The following is an 18,655-nucleotide window of genomic DNA, read 5'->3' as shown; positions in this document are numbered from 1 at the left end:
GATACGCTGGGTAGGAAAGCCGGATGATCGAGAACCTGCTGCCGCTCCTGAAATCGACCTTTGGATTTACCGCGTTTCGCGGCGTGCAGGATCGGGTTCTCGCGCGGGTGATGGAGCGCCAAAATACGCTCGCAGTCATGCCAACCGGCGCCGGCAAGTCGCTATGCTATCAACTGCCCGCCATTGCCAATGAAGGCACGGTTGTTGTTATCTCTCCGCTTATTGCCCTAATGCACGATCAGTTGCGCAGCGCGGAGGCGGTCGGCATTCGCGCGGCAACACTTACTTCAGCAGATGACAATTGGGCGGAGACGATCGCGCGGTTGAAGGCTGGTGAACTTGACCTTCTCTACGCCGCGCCGGAACGCGCATCCGGCGAGCATTTCAGAAACCTGCTCGAACAGACGAAGATTTCGCTTTTTGCGATTGATGAAGCCCATTGCGTTTCCGAGTGGGGGCATGATTTCCGGCCCGATTACCGCTTGCTGCGACCCTTGCTCGATCATTTTGCCGATGTGCCGCGCTTGGCGCTCACAGCCACCGCCGACAAACATACGCGGGATGACATTTTGGTGCAGCTTGGCATCGAGCAAGATGGACTGGTCATCGCTGGCTTTGACCGGCCCAATATCCGCTATAGCATTTCGCCCCGTAAAGGCCTGACCCGGCAAATAGCCGATCTGGTAGAACGTTTGTCCGGTCCCGGTATCATCTATGCTCCAACCCGAAATGCGACCGAAAAAATGGCAGATCAAATTGCCAGAACAGGCCGCAGCGCCCGAGCCTATCATGCAGGGTTACCACCGGAAGTGCGGCAGCGCAATCAAGCCGATTTTGTCGCTTCTGAAGATATGGTAATGGTCGCGACCATTGCCTTCGGTATGGGTATCGACAAGCCGGATGTGCGATTTGTTGCCCATGCAGGTCTGCCCAAATCCATCGAAGCCTATTATCAGGAAACCGGCCGCGCGGGCCGCGACGGCGATCCTGCCGAGGCACATATGTTCTGGGGAGCAGAAGATTTCGCCAAGGCGCGGCAAAGACTGACGGAAGTGGACGAACAGCGCCTGAACAGCGAACGCACAAGGCTATCGGCGCTTGGCGGCTTGGTGGAAGCAGCAGGATGTCGCCGCGCCATCCTGCTGAAGCATTTTGGCGAAGAACCACCGCAAAGCTGCGGCAATTGTGATAACTGCCTGAATGCGCCGATTACCCGCAATGTTACCGAACTGGCACGCAAATTTCTCTCCGCCGTCTATCGCACCGGACAGAGTTTTGGCGTCGGTCATCTTGAAGCGGTGCTGACCGGCAAACAGGAAGACAAAGTGCTGTCGCGCGGCCATGACCAGCTTTCGGTTTTCGACATTGTTGATACCGAGGAAGCGCCGCTGATCAAACCCGTCTCACGATCACTGCTGCTGCGCGACGCCCTGCGCAACACCGAGCACGGCGGGCTGATGTTCGGACCGGAGGCCCGCGCAATTTTAAAAGGCGAAACTGAGGTTGCAATTGTCGAGCCACCAAAACGCGAACGCAAGAAACGGCGCGGCGGTTCTTCTCCCAATCCAGTGGGCGATCCGTTGTTCGATGCCCTCCGCGCCAAACGTATGGAGCTGGCCAAGGATCAAGGCGTACCCCCCTATGTTATTTTCCATGACAGCGTGCTGCGTGATATGACCGGCTTCAAACCACGCAGCTTGTCAGCGTTGGGCGAGCTGCCCGGCATCGGTGCGGCGAAGCTTGAAAAATATGGGGAAGACTTTCTGAATGTGATAAGAGAGGTATCTGAAGCACAAGAGGAAAGCGTGTGAAAAAGGTTATCGCATCATTGGCAACCGGCGGTCTGCTGCTCGGTGGTGCGGTGCTGGGATATTCCACCAGTTTCGCGGAAGAAAATTCCTCTGTTCCTGTAGAAAAGGTTGAAAACATGTTCCGGAAAATAAACGATAAAATAAGTGTCTCACCGCAAATCAGCTTGGAAGATGTTGCGGCCGCCAAGGCGGATGGCGTACGCTTGATCGTTAACAATCGCCCCGATGGCGAGGAACCGGCAGCGCCCCAGAGCGCCGATATCGAAGCAGCCGCGAAGGCGGCTGGAATCGACTATATCGCTATCCCGATTACACATAGCGGGTTTTCCGGACCGCAAGTCGATGCAATGATCGCGGCTCTTGACGGAGCCGAAGGCAAGACGCTCGCCTATTGCCGGTCGGGAACACGCTCCACTTTGCTATGGTCATTGGCACAGGCCAAACAGGGCGTCTCACCAGACGAGATTGCACGGCTTGCCGGAAATGCCGGATATGACATCACCCCGATACGCGCAATGGTCGACGCTTTGGCGGGCGGAGCCAACTAATCCTGCTGGACAGTTGCTGACAGCGCTGTAAATAGGACGCATGGACAATCTTCCCGACCCGACCCTTTATGCGATTCCGTTTTTTGTCGTGACGGTGGCGATCGAATTTTTCATGAGCCGGTACCGCGATGACATCAAATATGATGTCAAAGACATGGCGACATCACTGACACTGGGAACAGGCAGCGTTGTTGCTGGAATATTGACCGGCGGGCTTGCCGTGGCGGCGATATATTGGGTCTATCAGTTTAGATTATTCGATGTCCCATTCACCTGGTGGGCTTGGATCCTCGCGATATTCGTTGATGATTTCTTCTATTATGTCTTCCACCGCGGTGCACATCGCATCCGCTGGGTCTGGGCGGCTCATGTCAATCATCATAGCAGTGAGCATTATAATCTCTCAACCGCATTGCGTCAGCCGTGGACCAGCACCTTTGCGCTGACCTGGATATTCTCGCTCCCAATGTTCCTGATCGGCTTCCACCCCGCAATGATCGCCTTTGTTGGAGGGGTTAACCTACTCTATCAATATTGGATCCATACCGAAGCGATTGACCGGATGCCGCGCTGGTTTGAGGCGGTGATGAACACCCCGTCTCATCACCGGGTCCACCATGCCACCAATCCGCGCTATCTTGACAAAAACTACGCCGGTATTTTCATCATCTGGGACAAGATGTTCGGCACGTTTGAAGAAGAGCGTAGTGATGAGCAAATCCAATATGGCATCATCAAAAATCTCAAAAGCTACAATATCTTATGGGCGGTGTTTCACGAATGGATTGGTATGGCCAAGGATCTGTGGACTGCCCCGTGGCGCTACAAGCTATTCTATATGATCAAGCCGCCTGGTTGGAGCCATGATGGCAGTCGCGACAGCAGCGAGACGATCAGAGCGCGGTGGTTGGCCGCGCAGACCGAACAAAGAACAAGTCACCCTGCAATAGAACAGGGAGATGCTGAAACAAGTTCAGCATGACAATGTAAAATGGAGAGAACAACATGGCAGAATATGACATCATCGTCATTGGCGGCGGATCGGCGGGCAGCGCGGCTGCCGGACGGCTGAGCGAAGATGGCAAACGGTCCGTCTGCCTGATTGAAGCCGGCGGCAATAACAATAATTTCCTCGTCAAAACGCCTGGAATGATGCCGTTTCTGCTGAAAAACGCAAACTGGCGGTTTGATACCATCCCGCAAAAGGGGCTCAATGGCCGCATCGGCTATCAACCGCGCGGTCGCGGTCTCGGTGGTTCCAGTGCAATCAACGCGATGGTCTATATACGCGGCAATAAGTGGGATTATGACAATTGGGCTGCGCTCGGATGCGATGGCTGGAGCTATGATGATGTCCTGCCCTATTTCAGGAAATCGGAAGGTAACGAGCGGGGCGGCGATGACTATCATGGCGGTGATGGCCCGTTATCCGTATCCGATCAGAAATGGCTGAACCCCGGTAGCGTCGCCTTTGTCGAAGCCGCGCGCAATTTGCAGCTGCCGATCCGCGATGATTTTAACGGTGCCGAGCAGGAAGGCATGGGCATCTATCAGGTCACCCAGAAAGGCGGCGAGCGTTGGTCTGCTGCGCGCGCCTATGTCGAACCGGGTCGTCAAAGGCAGAATCTGGATATCAAAACCAAATCGCTGGTCGAGAAGCTGATCGTTGAAAATGGCCGCGTAACAGGCGTCCAGATTAAACGCGGTTTCGGGCGAGAAACTCTTTCCGCCAAGGGAGCCGTCGTCCTTTCGGCGGGCGCCTTTGGGTCACCGCATATCCTGCAGCTATCGGGCATTGGTCCTGCGGAACACCTCAACGAAAAAGGCGTGGACGTCGTAGCCGACAAACCGGAGGTCGGGGCAAACCTGAAAGACCATATCGATTTTGTTTCGGGTTATAAAACCGAATCCAAGGAATTGATCGGCGATTCCCTGCAAGGCACTGTGCGCATGGGCAAGGCGATCATCGAGCATCGGATGAAGCGCACCGGCATCATGACCACTCCCTATGCCGAAGCCGGTGGCTTCTGGAGTTCCAGCCCCGACGTACCGGCGCCCGATATTCAATATCATTTCGTGCCCGCCATGCTGGAGGATCATGGTCGCGAGAAAGTCAAAGGCCATGGCTTTAGCTGCCACGCCTGTGTCCTGCGCCCCCATAGCAAGGGCACAGTCCGGCTGGGTTCGACCGATCCCAAGGCGCCGCCAGCCATTGACCCCAATTTCCTCGACGATGATCGCGACATTGCAACGTTGCGTGCTGGTGTCCGGCATATGCAGCGGATCATGGAAGCGCCGCCGCTAACCGATTTCAAACCCACCAACCGCCATCCCATCGACATGAGCAATGATGACACGCTTGATGCTCTCATCCGGGACCGCGCAGATACCGTTTATCATCCTGTTGGCACTTGCCGCATGGGCAGTGACGACAATGCGGTCGTTGATAGCCGCTTGAAATTCAAAGGCTTGGATGGACTCTATATAGCCGACGCATCGATCATGCCGGAAATTATCAGCGGCAATACCAATGCACCCAGCATCATGATTGGCGAGCGGGCAGCCGACTTTATCAAGGCTGATCTGGCCTAACTGTCCATTGGCTAGGCGAGTATGGTATATCCTTCTTCGCCCTGCCCACGGCACATTTGCTTGGAGACACGGGTTTCCTGACCGTCGATTATCGCGACGTCGGTTATGTTCAGGCATTTACGGCCATTGGGCTCAGTATTTAGGGCGGTAACCGTTGACGATCCCGAGACACCAGCCCGCGTCGGGCTTTTCCAGGTGGCGGTGGCGCCGACTTCTTCCTTTTCAGTAACTTCCACTGTTGCTGCAACGGCTTCCTTCTGTTCCTCTTCGGTCAGTTGGCAAGCAATTTCGCTGACCAACACCGCGCCCGCTGCGCTGGAAATCAGTGTTCCGATTTTTCCAAGGCCTGCGGCGTTACCCGCAACGCCCCCAAGCAAGCCACCCAACAAACCGCCGCGTTTTTTGGCCTTCTTGCATTTTTGCGGCCCTTTGGATTTTTTGGCGCTTTTTCCCTTGCCCTCTTTTGTGCCGCTTTCGGATTCCTCGTCTGCGGCAACATATTCCGGCACCGGATATCCGCCACAACCGGTGTTGAAACAAAACCGGTCCTGCAAATAGGCACGATCCTGCTGATAACGTGCTTCCAAAGTACGATAGTCGGCGAGATTGGCGCCGTCAGGGTCTGATGCAGCATGTTCCTGCATCATCGCTTTGTAAAAATCGTCCCGGCTTTTTGCAGAATATTCCATCTTGCCAGCGACCTTGGACGTATAAATACCTGATATTTCATTCTGATGGTCGATCATCCGTTGCCGGAACGGGGTCAGCACTTCAGCATAATATTGGTCGAGCAAAACAGTACAGCGATTGGTATCCTCGGCCTTGTCAAAAGGCGCGGCAATTTTCTGAAAATCCTCACGGCAATCTGGATAGCCTTCATCGGTCAACACCGGTGTTGGCGGTAATGCCGGTAAATCCGGTTCGGCCGTTGCGGGGGGGACATAAGCACGATCGGCTGCAGACAGCGGCGGACTATCCGCCGGCGAGCTAGCCTCCTCCTGGGACAAGGCAGGCGATCCAATACCGGCCAGAAAGGACGCAGCGACCAGCGCATGAAATATATTCGGTTTTAATAATGCCATCAGATCGTCCCCTCTAAAATTGCTAGCTTCAAACAAGAATTATCGCAACCTTCGCATGATCTGGCGTGAGTTGCATAACGTAATGAAACTGGAAAATATGCTGCCTTTCACACGCTGTCTGTGAAATATCGCACTTCTTGTGACAAAAACATTGTTAGACTATGTTATCGTCCGTCGAACGGGGAAAATGGCCATGAACAGATATTACAAATCTCTGATATTGCTGGCAGCAATGCTGGCCGTTCCGGGAAACACGGCGCCAAAAAATGAACTGAAGATGGATCCCGACAATCCAACCTGCCCGGCTGAACCGAACTGGACGAGTAACGAGGAAATGGTGCTTACGCCCATAAAGAAAAATGATACCAAGGTACTACTCGCCGAAGGTGTTGTAGATATCGGCCTGCCGGATCGGCTCAAGAAAACCTTGTCGGATAACCCTGATATCACTGAAATATGGCTCAGGTCCCCTGGCGGCCATGCTCGCGCTGGCAATGAAGCTGGCCGAATCATCCGTGAACAGGGCGGATTGATGATCACTCGTATTCCGGCTGGATGGAGCTGTTTCAGCGCATGTAATTTCGTCTTCATGGGCGGTCGCGCCCGGATCATTGAGGCAGATGGCGGTTTCATGGTTCACATGTTCACCATGACCGGTGACAGAAACGCGATTAACTACAGTATTGAAATGGGCACTGACTCCACTGTCGAGTTGATCGGCGAAGTGGAACAGGAGAGCGCCTTGCTCGCCACCGAAGATAATGACTTCCTTATTCGCATGGGCGTGTCGCGCAAGCTGCTGAAGGATATCATGTATAAACAAAAGGCCGTCAAAACAGAAGGATCCGACCAATCCACACGGCGGTGCCTTACCAGAGAGGAAGCGATCAAATATAATGTTGCCAATGTAGAATAGCGGCGAACCATTTGATGGCTGGACCGTCAAAAATACATATTACTGTCATCAAAATGGCGCACCAGAATTATATGCTGAAACAACTTTTCCTCATCGTTCTACTTCTCTCTCCTTCGCCCGCTCTCGCTTGGGCTGAATATGCCCATCGCACCATTGCCGGCATTGCAGAGACCAATATCGACTCCACCACCAAAGCGAGGATGAACGATCTGTTTCAGTCAGCCGCCCTGCTCGGCACACCGAAATGCGACCTCAAAAATATAAGCGATGCCAGTGTCTGGCCGGATTGCGTGCGGCGTGACCGGTTGCGCTGGGGCTATACCAGCCCATGGCATTATCAAAATGTCGATATCTGCAAGCCGTTCGATCTGAAAAGCGCGTGCCGCAATGGCAACTGCGTATCGGCACAGGTTGATCGCAATGCTGCACTGCTCAAAGACAAGTCCCTGCCCGCCCATATCCGGCTGGAGGCGTTAACCTTCCTCGTCCATTTCGTAGGTGATATGCATATGCCGCTCCACAGCGGCGACCGCAGCGATCGCGGTGGAAATGATGTCAGTGCCGCCTATGGGATAATAGAGGGCCGCATGAACTTGCATTGGCTATGGGATGGGCCGCTGGCAGAACGGGCAATCACCGATGGGCCAGAGATGGTACGCCACTATAGCGCAGAAGAAAAATCCGAAAAATCATTGGGGACCACCGATTTCTGGGCAATACAGGCGTGGCAGATATCCCGTGATTACAGTTATCCGACGGCCGAAGATCAGCCATCCTGTGGCTCAAAATTGAAAACACGGGGCAAAGTGGACAATGATGAAATTCGCACTCTGATTCCAATCGCCCGACTCCAGATCAAAAGGTCCGGCTTAAGACTCGCCCGCTTGCTCGAAGAGGCGCTGCGTTAACCAGTTTTTGGCCGATCTTAAGGATATTTGTCAATATTTGGCGGTTTTTGGTAATATTTTTTTAACTTTTTTTTCCACTCTGATTCAACGAGTTGCGGATTGGTGTGCGGCTGGTCACTTAAAAATGGCGGAAAAATACTATCTACATTTTTGTGAATCCCTATCTTTTCATCGACGGAAAGAAACGGTTCACCGTCAATTCAGTAACAAATCTTAGTCTCGTGCGTATCAATTTTGGCAACCAAGAGAAGGAAGAACGATGTATTTGTCCCCGAGATCATTCGTCAACCGTCCTCAAGACGTATTGGCCGAAACCAGCAGTCAGCAAGAAGCAGCCGTGCTACAGCGCGGATATCAACCGATGTACCATCTGGACATCGTCAATCGCTGCCCTGGCTGCGGTAAATCGCACTGGCATGTTGGCCGGTTCAGCGCCGAATGCGCGCATTGCGAAACGGCGCTGCCGCTAGCGATTGTGTCCAGTCAACCGATGGAACCACGCTTTACCGAAAGCTTCAGCAAGACCGCGATGGCCGCTTAACCGGTTGCGCGCTCTATTTTGACAAACCTACGACGCGCCGCAGCCATTGGCTGACGGGGGCAACATAGAGTTGATGGGCTGTGGCACCGTTTTCGTAGGCATAAGCAGAATAGGTGTCTGGATATAGCGCCAGCCCATGATCGGCCTGTTTGATTTCCAGCCATTGTGCAGCACCGGGAGATTTTCGGTTGATCATATCGACAATCATACGGTGGCCGTGGCGGCTCTCAAACTGTTCGTATTCACCAAATACAACCATGGCAGGTGCATCCAGCGACAACCAAGCTGCAAGGAAGTTTTTTTCCGCCGCTTGCCAATGCCATGCAAATGGACGACCGTAATGGTTTTCGGGATCAGTCCCGCGGATTTTCTGCCAGACGCCCGCCAATTCGGGATGGTCTGAAGCGACCTGATCGGGTGTTTTCTGACCAATCAGATAATGCTGCAAAAAACTAATGCGCTGAAGCATTTCAGGGTGGATATCTTCCGGTTTTACAGCACCAGATCGTTCCACATACAGACGTTCAAAATGGATCATGCGTTCCAGATATGTCACCGCGCCACCACCTTGTACGATCACGCCAGCGACATTATTATTCTGCGCAACCAGAGGTGCAGTGGTTGATCCCAGGCTGCTGCCCAAAACGGCCACGCGCTGCGGGTCAACCCAGGGATGCTGCTTGGCCTGAACCAGTGCTTCGCGATAGTGGCGAACCTCCGTATCATAGTCGAGCCTGTCACATCCCGGCCCTTCGCTGTCGCCGGTTCCGGAGCGCTCGATCCGGATCATCACCATTCCGGACTGCCGGGCCAGCAATCGCAATTGCGTATCGCGCCCTTCCGGAAAGACTATGCTGTCGCAAGAAACCCATTGGGTCACAAATATGGCGGGTAGCGGTCCAGTGGCCCCTTCTGGACGCGTCACAACGCTGCGTAGCCGCAACCCCTCGCTTGTCGTGATCACGCCATATTCGGTTTCCAGCCCGTCCGTCTGTTCCAACGCAAGATCTGATGTCACCGGCAAGTCTCCGGTCACGCGCGTTTCGGCTTTCAGACTGTCTGCATTGGCTCCGGCCATAGCTACCGCGAGGATCAACCCTGTCAACATTCGGCGCATCATCATCCCTTTCATGCTCGTTCGTGATAAGGGCGAATGATAAGGGCGCCCAACGCGGCCCAGAAAGGGCGATGTGACGAAGGGACGAAATTTCTGCGCGGAAACTCTCTTACTGCAATGCCCAGCGATACCGATTGCCGATTTTGAAAGTCTGGCCATTATCCAGGGTGAGAATATTGCCCGCTAAGCCCTGGATATTCTGACGCCGCACCAGAACGGATCGGTGGATTCGGACAAAATCATGCGCGGATAAAAGCTCTTCCATCGCGGATATGGACATCCGGTGCAGTACGGGCGGCCCCGATCCATGCAATTCAACATAATTGCCGGCGGCTACAACCCATCCGATCTGATCGACAAGCAGAGGAAGTTCGTTCGTGGAGACCAGTTTTTTGGCTACCGCATGATCAGAGGCAAGGCGCTTCAATATCCAGGACAGTACCAGCATTCCGGCGATAATTGCCGCACCGGGCAGCCGTCTGGTAAGCTCGAACATGATGGTGCTGTCATATATCAACGTATCCAGAGAAGACATTCCGACCGCGAAGGCAACGATAACACCCAGTTGTGCGGGCCAAGACCCCAGTCGCTTTGCCAATTCAAAGCACATCAGCCACGGGACAATATTCAGTCCCGCCCAGATAATTCCCTCGATCAAGGGTTCTCCCCGACCAGCCAGCGTTGTGTAGATCACGCAATAGACAGACGAAGCCAAGGTGAGAGCGACCGCAATTAGCAGCACCTGCGAGGCCGTCAGGGGGTGAATAAAAATCCTGTCCAAACTATCGCTCAACAAAGCTCCGTCCTTTGTCTTTTAACGCGCTATCTGTATCAGGATCGCCGGTAGTTGACTAGATATCGCCAAAAGCCTCCAGTGCAGACCGGGCAATCGGTTCTCCCCATTCTTGCACGAAATGGCCGCCGCCTTCAATCATCATTGGGTCGGGGCAACCGTTAATCAGTTTTTGCAACTTCAACATCGCCGGCGGGCCCAGCACAGGGTCGGCGTCACCGATCGCCATGAAGCTGGCACCTTGCCATTCGTCTTTCCAGAAAACAGCGGCTTGAGTGCTAACCTCGACGCCATCCATGTCCGGCGACACCGGCACTAGCGCCGGGAACTTGCGTGCACCGGCCTGATAAGTGGGATCGGGAAATGGAGCATCATAGGCCGCGATTTCCTGTTCCGTGAGATGCGGCGTGCCGCTGGCGATAATTTGGCCGGTTTTAAACTCTGGCGTATTTAGCGCAAATTCTTTCCAGGCGTTGAAGCCATCTCCGGGTGTACGGCCCAACCCAAGCCCGGTATTCATGACAATCAGACGCGACAATCGCGCTTTGAACGCATCGTCGACCGGCAGGGTAAGACCGATCAATCCACCCCAATCCTGGACCACCAATGTGATATTCTTGAGGTCCAACCGCTCGACCAACGCGAGGATATGATTCCGGTGAAAATCAAACGTATAGTCGTCCAACTCTGTTGGTTTGTCAGAACGACCGAAACCAAAGAAATCGGGTGCAACGACCCTGGCACCACTTTCAAGAAAAACGGGGATCATCCGGCGATAGAGAAAGGACCAGCTCGGCTCTCCATGCAAACACAGGAAAGTGCGATCAGCATCTTTGGCACCTTCATCAATCCAGGCAGCACGTAACCCTTCATAGCCCGGCAAATCCTCCGCATAATGAACCGGATAATCAAAGTCGGGAATATCGGAAAACCGCTCGTCTGGGGTACGGACAGCGTTGATTGTCATGATTTGAAATCCTCTTATATGTTTTGATCGGAAACTTGTCAGGCACGTGCAGCAACGTCAAGGGCGCAGCGATGCACCGACGGACAAGAAAAACGCGCCAGCCCTTTCGGACTGGCGCGGTACAATCTTTAACTGAAGGCTATGCGATTTAGTCGTTACCGCTGGTCTCACCGCCACTACTTGCTTCTACCGTTTCTCCGGGGACCGGGAAGCCGCGTTTCTTGAGGATATATTTAACTTCAGGATCGCGGCCACGGAATTTGCGGTATGCTTCTTTGCGATCTGTTTCATTGCCGGTCGCCAATATGATCGAGCGATAACGCTCGGCCACTTCAGGATCCCAGACGTTGCCCGCTTCTTCAAACGCAGCCCAAGTGTCTGCGTCCATGGTTTCCGACCAGAGATAGCTGTAATAGCCGGCTGAATAGGCGTCTGACGAGAACAGGTGATTAAACTGCGGCAGGCGGTGACGCATGACAATCTCTCGCGGCATGCCAATCTCAGCCAGCGTTTCCCGCTCGAACGCGTCGGGATCAGTGACCGGTTCCGCACGATTATGCAGTTTCATGTCGACGATCGCACTGGACAGATATTCCACCGTTGCAAAGCCTTCGTTGAAAGTTTTCGACTTTTCGATCTTGTCGACCAGTGCCTGCGGCATCGGCTCACCGGTTTCGACATGCTTCGCATAATTGTCGAGAATATGCCGGGTCAACAACCAGTTCTCATGAACCTGGCTGGGATACTCCACGAAATCGCGCGGCGTGCCGCCAAAGCCCGGATAGGTGATATCATAATTGAAATAGTGCAGCGCATGACCGAACTCGTGGAACAACGTCGACGCATCGTCGAGGCTGATCAGCGTCGGCTTCCCTTCACCGCCCGGAACGAAATTATTGTTGTTCGAGGCAAAAATATAGCGGTTCTGGCCGCCCAGTTCATACTGGCTGCGATAGGTTGTCATCCAGGCGCCGGAGCGTTTACCCTCTCGTGCGAAATTGTCGAGATAGAACAACCCGATAACCCGGTCGCCGCGCTTCACTTCGAAAGTGCGCACTTGCGGCTCGAAGACTGGCACCGAGCCAGTATTTTCGGTGAAGGTCATGCCGTAGAGTTTGTTCGCCATTTCAAACATCGCATCGACCATGTTGTCGAGCTTGAAATAAGGTTTGATCTCCGCTTCATCGAGATCATATTTCGCTTTGCGAACCTTCTCTGCGTAAAAACGGTAATCCCAGGGCTCAATGGTGATGCCCGCGCCCTCGGCATCGGCAACTGCCTGCATGTCCGCCACTTCTTCCTTCACTCGGCCGACTGCAGCTGGCCAGACTTTCATCATCAGGTCCATCGCGGTTTCCGGATTCTGCGCCATGGTGTCGGCCATCCGATAGTGAGCATGGCTTTCAAAACCGAGCAGCTTGGCCCGGTCAGCGCGTAGCTTCAGGACCTTGGCAATTGTCATATTGGTGTCGTTGGCGTCACCATTATCGCCGCGATTAATATAGGCCATGTAAACCTTCTTTCGAAGATCACGGTTAGTCGAGTTTTGCAGGAAGGGCTGCATCACCGAACGGGTGTTCTTCAACGCCCAGCCTTCCTTTTCCTGCGCTTCGGCTGCGGCCTTGATGGAAGCAATGAAGCTGTCAGGAAGTCCTGCCAGCTCTGCCTCATCAGTCAGGTAAATATAGGTTTCCTCATCCGCGAGGACCTTGTTCGAAAATTCATTAAACGCCTTGGACAATTCGGTATTGAGGCGGATCAGCTCTTTCTTGTCTTCGCCTTGCAGTTCCGCGCCATTGCGGACCAGCGATTCATACTGCCGCGTGACCAGTCGCTTCTGCTGCGCGTCCAGACCGGAGGTTTCAAGATTGTCATAGACTTGCTTAGTCTTCTGGAAGAGACGCGGGTCGAGTTGAATCTTATTGTAAAAGGCCGAAATCTTCGGCAACCACTCGCCTTGAACCTTGCGGACTTCTTCATTGGAGAGATTGCTGGAATGCACACCCCAAAGTGCGAACACTTCGTTGGCCTTTGAACCGGCCAGCTCCCAGGGAACCATGAAATTGTCGAATGTCGCTGGTTCAGGCTTGGCCAAGATGGCGTCGACCTCCTTCTTGCCCTCGTCCATCAGCGCCTGGAATGCGCTAGGGAAGTCTGACACCTTCACTTCATCCCATGGCGGGACACCGTCATAAGGGCCAGTCCATTCCTGCAAAATTGTATTTTCAGCTGCATCATCAGCGGTTTTTTTCATGCCGCTATTTCCATTGGCACTCATCCTGTTAAGTTCTGCTGTTGTTTGCGCTGCCATAGCGGGGCTTCCGCCAAAACCAAGCAAGGCAGCGGTTGACACGCCCAGAAAAAATTTGCGGCTGGAAACTGAAAATCGCATAATATGTCTCTCCAATAGACGGGTTATTTCGCCCCGTTCAGGACAAAATACGCCACGCTTTCTTACTCTTGATACCCCAATATAATAACCTTGCACCAAAGGCAAAAAGGTTGCGTTTGAAATCATGTTTTAGACGAAAGGCACTTAGCCGTCGATGAACGACGACAACTGTCCACTAGGCTGCCAGATCAAATTTCTCCGGGACCATCTTCGCCAACATTTTTTGGCAAGCGCTCAGATTGCGCTGAAAAACATCTTGCGCATTCATCGCCTCCAGAAACGCAACCAAGCCAGGCCATTTACCGGCATCGGGTGGTCCGGCAATCAAATCGGTCTGCATCAATTGCGCCGCAATGGCAATGTCCGCGATCGAGAGCCGATCACCCAGAAAATATTGTCTGCCGTCAAGTTGGCCTTCAAGATAGTCCCATAGCGGCGGCAGTTTTTCATTCCATGTCTTGCGCGCGGTTTCCAGATCGGGTTCCTTACCCGACATGGCGGAAAAAATAATCGGCCGGAACACGCCGCCGCCGCCGTTCATCGCCAGAACACTGTCGGCATATTCCTCCAGCCACAAAGCGCGACCATATAGGAAAGGATCATCGGGATAAGCGGCGGGCTGCGGACATTTCTTTTCCAGATAGCCGCACATGGCGGAGCTGTCCGCAATGGTACCAGCCGTTCCCTCAGTGCCAATAGACATGTCGCGCAAGGCCGGAATCCGGGCCAGCGGGCTGATCTCAAGATACCAGTCCGGCATCGCCATGATATTGATCGCCACACAATCATAGTCGAGCCCCTTGAGCGCGAGTATCGCCTCCGTCTTGCGTTGGAATGGGGACAGAGGGGATCCGTAAAGGATATATTCAGCGGTCATGAATGATGCTTTCTGTTGATTGATGCCATTGATTTTCTGGCTACTTATCAGCGGTCAACGGCATCCAATGTCAACCGGCATTTTCATTTGCTTACTATCTAATTTCGACTGTATCGGCCGCCTGTTTCGCCAATGCCCTCGCCGCATCGCAGTCTGCTCCAGTTGCCAGCGCAACGGCCATCCGCCGATAGGGCCGTGTAACCGGTTTCCCGAAGATCCGCACGTCCACCTCCGCGCCCTCGCCGCTCATGGCCAGGGCATCATCGACGCCTGTAAAGGCAAAGTCATCACTATCCCGTTCCGCCAAAATCACGGCGCTGGCGCTGGCTGGTGCGGTCAGGGCGATGTGCGGGATGGGCAGACCCATGATGGCGCGGGCATGAAGATCGAATTCGCTCAAATTCTGGCCGATCAAAGTGACCATTCCGGTATCATGGGGACGCGGACTGAGTTCGGAGAAAATGACTTCGCCCGTTTTGGTGACAAAAAATTCCACGCCGAACAGGCCCCATCCCTTTCCGTCTCCAGCAAGATTATCGACGACCTTGCGCGCCATATCTTGTGCGGTGGCGAGGGCATCGTCCGCCATCGCTGCGGGTTGCCAGCTTTCCTGATAATCGCCGCGTTCCTGGCGATGACCGATGGGCGGACAGAACAGGATGCCGTCCCGTGTACGGATGGTGAGCAGGGTGATTTCATAGTCGAAGTCGATAAACTGCTCGACAATCACCCGCGCCCGGTCGCCGCGCATATTGTCCACAGCGTAATTCCAGGCAGCTTCCAGTGCATCGGCGCTGTCAACTTTGCTCTGCCCCTTGCCGGAAGAGGACATGACTGGCTTGATAACCAGCGGCAACCCAATATCATCAGCGGCAGCCTGCACCTCGGCAAAGCTTTCAGCATAATGATAGCGAGAGGTGGTCAGGCCCAGTTCCTGTGCAGCAACATCCCGAATGGCATCACGGTTCATGGTCAGCTGCGTCGCGCGGGCAGATGGCACAACATTGAAACCGTCCGCCTCCACCTCAGCGAGAATTTCCGTGCGAATGGCCTCAACCTCTGGAACGATCAGATCAGGCTGATGCTTTGCAATCGCGGCGCGCAACTTGTCACCGTCGAGCATGGAAAATACTTCATGCGCATCAGCAACCTGCATCGCCGGCGCAGCGGCATAGGCATCGCAGGCGATTACATAAGCACCGAGGCGCTTTGCCGAGATAACGAATTCGCGGCCCAGTTCACCCGAGCCGAGCAACAGGATTTTTTTAGTGAAGGTCATGAAAGATAACCTAAACTAGAAATATTTATTCGTCATCCGGTAGTTGAATGCTTTCAAGCCCCCTCGGCCATCATCTCTGTCATTCGGCGGTTCATTTCTTCCGGACTGACATCTTCAATATGCGTGGACAAGGTCCATTCATGGCCGAACGGGTCTTTCACCCAACCGGAACGATCACCGTAAAACTGATCTTCTACCGGTCGGATTGCGGTCGCACCCGCCGCAACCGCCTGGTCAAAAGCGACATCAGCATTTTCGACGTAGATCATCAGGCTGCTGGTGGCGCCGCCCCTCGCCTTGGGACCAAGCTTGTCCATATCGGGGAACTCGTCGGCCAGCATGATGTGGCTATCGCCGACCAAAATATCCGCATGACCGATCTTGTCGCCCATCGGCATGCGCATCACTTCCTCGGCGCCAAAGGCCGCCTTGTAAAAATCGATTGCCGCCGCCGCATCATCGACGGTCAGGTAAGCGGTGACGCTATGATAGCCGTCTTCTTTCCATTGGGTCATATTTCCTCTCCTCACCAGAAAGTCATAATGTAACAAATTTACATCACTTTTGCGAATTCGCCTTTTTAGAATTGATATATCATATCATTTCTTCTAACTGCGTCAGCACCAGTTCCCAAAATTAGAGAAGAGTAATCCGTGTCCCATCACAAGTTTCTGACTTCCGCCGCTATTATATTATTGCCTGCCTCCCCGGCATTCGCCCAGTCTGCTCAACAGACGGAAACCGGTGATGATTTTCACAATGACGATGCCATTGTTGTAACCGCGCCCTATGTCGACCGGATTGACATATTGGCGGGGACATCCGTGTTGACCGGTGATCAGTTGACGCAGGATTTGCGCGGCCAGATTGGTGACAGTCTGACCAAATTACCCGGTGTTTCATCTACCAGCTTTGCCCCCGGCTCCTCTCGGCCAGTCCTGCGCGGCTTTCAAGGGCCACGGGTCCGGGTGCTGACCGATGGTATCGGCACGCTGGATGCATCCAATACCTCGGTCGACCATGCGGTGACCATTGATCCGCTGACCGCTCAGAGTGTCGAAGTACTCCGCGGGCCGGCGGTACTGCTGTTTGGTGGTGATGCAATCGGCGGCGCGGTCAACGTTATCGACAAGCGAATCCCCCGCGATGTCCCTGATGAAGCCTTTCACCTCGATGCCGTCGGCGGCTTTGGCAGCGCGGCCGATGACTGGAGCGTTGGCGGATCTCTGGACGTGCCGCTGACCGACTCTCTGGTTTTCCATATTAACGGCAGCTATCGCAATACCGATGACCTCGACATCTCCGGCTTTGTTCTGGCTCCGGAACTGCGCAGCGAAGTGCTGGAACAAGTAGCTGAGGAGACGGAAGAGGGTAATCTTGATGAAGCCGCTGAATTGGCTGAAACCGCCGATCAGCGGGGAACGGTGTTCAACACCGCTAGCGAAACCATCAATGCCTCTACCGGCCTTGCCTATATTACAGAAGGCGGCAATATCGGCTTTTCCGTCAGCTATTATGACACAGATTATGGCGTTCCCTCCCGCCCCGGCGCGGAACATGCCCATGAAGACGGGGATCCAGCTGACCCCACCGGTGAAGAAGAGGAAGAAGGTCCTGTGACCATCGGCCTCGAACAGATCCGTGTTGATCTCCGTGCCGGGGTTAATCTGGGCGATGGTTTCTTTGAATCACTGAATCTGCGCGCCGGCTATTCTGACTATGAACATACCGAATTTGAAGGCGATGAAGTCGGCACCGTATTTGAAGTGGAAGGCATCGAAGCCCGTGCGGAACTGGTGCAGAACGAACGTAATGGCTGGCGCGGTGTAATCGGCACGCAGCTTTTGGTTCGCGATTTCAACGCGATTGGCGCCGAAGCCTTCGTGCCCAAAAATAGTATTGAAAGCTGGGCCTTGTTTACCGTGCAGGAAATTGATCTCGGCAATTTCGAGGTCGAGGCAGCAGCCCGGTTCGATCATACCGATATCGAGTCCAGCATTGTCAATTTTGATCGCAGTTTCGACAGCTTCTCTGGCGCATTGGGCTTTGCCTATGCCCCTGATGACAATGGTCTGAGACTGGGCGTCAATCTCTCCCGCTCGGAACGTGCACCATCGGCGGAAGAACTGCTGTCCGATGGCCCGCACATTGCCACGCAGGCGTTTGAAATTGGTAACCCCAATTTCACCACCGAAAAAAGCTGGGGCGGAGAGCTTTATGCCCGCTGGAGTTCCGAAGATATCCAGCTCAGCGCAACCGTTTATGCCAATTTTTTCGATGACTATATCTTTGAAACGGAAACCGGTGCAGAAGAAGATGGCTTGCCGGTTTTCCAATTCTTTCAAGAAGATGCGACCTATTATGGCTTTGAAGCCTCCGCATCCTTCGTTGTCGCCCGTGCAGGCGGATTTGCTTTCGTCACCGACGGGGTTGCCGACTATGTCCGCGCGAAAATCAAGGATGGCGGCGGCCCCGTTCCACGGATCCCGCCCTTGCGGCTGCTCGGCGGAATTGGAGCCCAGAGCGATTCTCTCGATCTGCGGGCAGAACTGGAATGGTCAGACAGCCAAAATCGCGTTTCGACCTTTGAAACCCCAACCGATAGTTTCACGATGGTCAATGCCTCCGCTGCATGGCGGCCTTTGGGCAAAGATGGCGGTGTAACGTTACTCGCATCCGCCAACAATATCTTTGATGTGAATGCGCGTCGTCATGCCTCGTTCACGAAAGATTTTGTACCGCTGGCAGGTCGTGATATTCGTATCAGCGCGAAATTTAGTTTTTAGCCGGAATCGGGATAACTCCTGATTCTGCTGAAAACGCAGGATCAGG

16 protein-coding genes are annotated in these 18,655 nt (G+C 53.9%); 8 read left to right on the top strand and 8 right to left on the bottom strand.

The features are described from left to right. Positions 1-23: 23 nt before the first annotated feature. From recQ to DK507_RS11200, 4 genes are all read left to right on the top strand, one after another. Complete coding sequence (gene recQ, locus DK507_RS11215; protein WP_109356482.1) at positions 24-1,811, top strand: DNA helicase RecQ; 1,788 nt, start codon at positions 24-26, stop codon at positions 1,809-1,811. 116 nt (positions 1,812-1,927) lie between these two features. Then, on the top strand, positions 1,928-2,359 hold the full coding sequence (locus tag DK507_RS11210; protein WP_109357636.1) for a TIGR01244 family sulfur transferase: 432 nt from the start codon (positions 1,928-1,930) through the stop codon (positions 2,357-2,359). A gap of 40 nt (positions 2,360-2,399) precedes the next feature. Continuing rightward, complete coding sequence (locus DK507_RS11205) at positions 2,400-3,341, top strand: sterol desaturase family protein (protein ID WP_109356481.1); 942 nt, start codon at positions 2,400-2,402, stop codon at positions 3,339-3,341. Positions 3,342-3,364: 23 nt separating this feature from the next. Further along, positions 3,365-4,951: a GMC family oxidoreductase gene (locus tag DK507_RS11200; protein ID WP_109356480.1), complete on the top strand. Its 1,587-nt coding sequence runs from the start codon at positions 3,365-3,367 to the stop codon at positions 4,949-4,951. Positions 4,952-4,962: 11 nt separating this feature from the next. Here DK507_RS11200 and DK507_RS11195 read toward each other — a convergent pair whose 3' ends face one another. After that, positions 4,963-6,033, bottom strand: coding sequence for a hypothetical protein (locus DK507_RS11195; protein ID WP_109356479.1), 1,071 nt, complete (start codon positions 6,031-6,033; stop codon positions 4,963-4,965). Positions 6,034-6,226: 193 nt separating this feature from the next. On the opposite strand from DK507_RS11195, the gene DK507_RS11190 reads away from it, so the two are divergent. From DK507_RS11190 to DK507_RS18090, 3 genes are all read left to right on the top strand, one after another. Further along, on the top strand, positions 6,227-6,949 hold the full coding sequence (locus DK507_RS11190; protein ID WP_254054354.1) for a hypothetical protein: 723 nt from the start codon (positions 6,227-6,229) through the stop codon (positions 6,947-6,949). A 14-nt stretch (positions 6,950-6,963) separates the two neighbouring features. Beyond that, positions 6,964-7,857 carry a S1/P1 nuclease gene (locus tag DK507_RS11185; RefSeq protein ID WP_254054353.1) on the top strand — a complete coding sequence of 298 codons (894 nt, stop codon included), beginning with the start codon at positions 6,964-6,966 and terminating at the stop codon, positions 7,855-7,857. A gap of 259 nt (positions 7,858-8,116) precedes the next feature. Continuing rightward, positions 8,117-8,398 carry a hypothetical protein gene (locus DK507_RS18090; protein ID WP_254054352.1) on the top strand — a complete coding sequence of 94 codons (282 nt, stop codon included), beginning with the start codon at positions 8,117-8,119 and terminating at the stop codon, positions 8,396-8,398. Between the two features lie 13 nt (positions 8,399-8,411). Here the strand turns inward: DK507_RS18090 and DK507_RS11175 are convergent, their stop codons facing one another. The 7 genes from DK507_RS11175 to DK507_RS11145 all read right to left on the bottom strand — a co-directional run bounded on the left by DK507_RS11175 (position 8,412) and on the right by DK507_RS11145 (position 16,338). Then, positions 8,412-9,521, bottom strand: a complete 1,110-nt coding sequence (locus tag DK507_RS11175) for a S9 family peptidase (RefSeq protein ID WP_109356478.1) — start codon at positions 9,519-9,521, stop codon at positions 8,412-8,414. A 103-nt stretch (positions 9,522-9,624) separates the two neighbouring features. Then, positions 9,625-10,308 (bottom strand): LytTR family DNA-binding domain-containing protein, encoded by a 684-nt coding sequence (locus DK507_RS11170; RefSeq protein WP_109356477.1) that lies wholly within the window; start codon positions 10,306-10,308, stop codon positions 9,625-9,627. A gap of 58 nt (positions 10,309-10,366) precedes the next feature. After that, positions 10,367-11,275, bottom strand: a complete 909-nt coding sequence (locus DK507_RS11165) for a haloalkane dehalogenase (protein WP_109356476.1) — start codon at positions 11,273-11,275, stop codon at positions 10,367-10,369. A 148-nt stretch (positions 11,276-11,423) separates the two neighbouring features. Beyond that, complete coding sequence (locus tag DK507_RS11160) at positions 11,424-13,667, bottom strand: M3 family metallopeptidase (protein WP_254054351.1); 2,244 nt, start codon at positions 13,665-13,667, stop codon at positions 11,424-11,426. A gap of 175 nt (positions 13,668-13,842) precedes the next feature. Next, on the bottom strand, positions 13,843-14,544 hold the full coding sequence (locus DK507_RS11155) for a glutathione S-transferase family protein (RefSeq protein WP_109356475.1): 702 nt from the start codon (positions 14,542-14,544) through the stop codon (positions 13,843-13,845). A gap of 94 nt (positions 14,545-14,638) precedes the next feature. Then, on the bottom strand, positions 14,639-15,823 hold the full coding sequence (purT, locus tag DK507_RS11150; protein ID WP_109356474.1) for a formate-dependent phosphoribosylglycinamide formyltransferase: 1,185 nt from the start codon (positions 15,821-15,823) through the stop codon (positions 14,639-14,641). A gap of 53 nt (positions 15,824-15,876) precedes the next feature. After that, positions 15,877-16,338: a VOC family protein gene (locus tag DK507_RS11145; RefSeq protein WP_109356473.1), complete on the bottom strand. Its 462-nt coding sequence runs from the start codon at positions 16,336-16,338 to the stop codon at positions 15,877-15,879. 138 nt (positions 16,339-16,476) lie between these two features. Here DK507_RS11145 and DK507_RS11140 point away from each other — a divergent pair, with 138 nt between their 5' ends. After that, entirely contained in the window at positions 16,477-18,609 is a 2,133-nt protein-coding gene (locus tag DK507_RS11140) for a TonB-dependent receptor (protein WP_109356472.1), read from the top strand. Positions 18,610-18,655 lie beyond the last annotated feature (46 nt).

Source organism: Sphingorhabdus sp. EL138 (genome assembly GCF_900258045.1).
In the GTDB taxonomy this organism is placed as follows: Bacteria; Pseudomonadota; Alphaproteobacteria; order Sphingomonadales; family Sphingomonadaceae; genus Parasphingorhabdus.
Note: the sequence above shows the minus strand (reverse complement) of the source record. Positions and strands in the feature narration are given on the sequence as shown.

What these genes read in the sequence shown, in the direction of transcription:
- recQ (WP_109356482.1), top strand. Translation starts at nt 24, where the DNA reads ATGATCGAGAACCTGCTGCCGCTCCTGAAATCGACCTTTGGATTTACC.
- DK507_RS11210 (WP_109357636.1), top strand. Translation starts at nt 1,928, where the DNA reads ATGTTCCGGAAAATAAACGATAAAATAAGTGTCTCACCGCAAATCAGC.
- DK507_RS11205 (WP_109356481.1), top strand. Translation starts at nt 2,400, where the DNA reads ATGGACAATCTTCCCGACCCGACCCTTTATGCGATTCCGTTTTTTGTC.
- DK507_RS11200 (WP_109356480.1), top strand. Translation starts at nt 3,365, where the DNA reads ATGGCAGAATATGACATCATCGTCATTGGCGGCGGATCGGCGGGCAGC.
- DK507_RS11195 (WP_109356479.1), bottom strand. Translation starts at nt 6,033, where the DNA reads ATGGCATTATTAAAACCGAATATATTTCATGCGCTGGTCGCTGCGTCC.
- DK507_RS11190 (WP_254054354.1), top strand. Translation starts at nt 6,227, where the DNA reads ATGAACAGATATTACAAATCTCTGATATTGCTGGCAGCAATGCTGGCC.
- DK507_RS11185 (WP_254054353.1), top strand. Translation starts at nt 6,964, where the DNA reads ATGGCTGGACCGTCAAAAATACATATTACTGTCATCAAAATGGCGCAC.
- DK507_RS18090 (WP_254054352.1), top strand. Translation starts at nt 8,117, where the DNA reads ATGTATTTGTCCCCGAGATCATTCGTCAACCGTCCTCAAGACGTATTG.
- DK507_RS11175 (WP_109356478.1), bottom strand. Translation starts at nt 9,521, where the DNA reads ATGATGATGCGCCGAATGTTGACAGGGTTGATCCTCGCGGTAGCTATG.
- DK507_RS11165 (WP_109356476.1), bottom strand. Translation starts at nt 11,275, where the DNA reads ATGACAATCAACGCTGTCCGTACCCCAGACGAGCGGTTTTCCGATATT.
- DK507_RS11160 (WP_254054351.1), bottom strand. Translation starts at nt 13,667, where the DNA reads ATGCGATTTTCAGTTTCCAGCCGCAAATTTTTTCTGGGCGTGTCAACC.
- DK507_RS11155 (WP_109356475.1), bottom strand. Translation starts at nt 14,544, where the DNA reads ATGACCGCTGAATATATCCTTTACGGATCCCCTCTGTCCCCATTCCAA.
- purT (WP_109356474.1), bottom strand. Translation starts at nt 15,823, where the DNA reads ATGACCTTCACTAAAAAAATCCTGTTGCTCGGCTCGGGTGAACTGGGC.
- DK507_RS11145 (WP_109356473.1), bottom strand. Translation starts at nt 16,338, where the DNA reads ATGACCCAATGGAAAGAAGACGGCTATCATAGCGTCACCGCTTACCTG.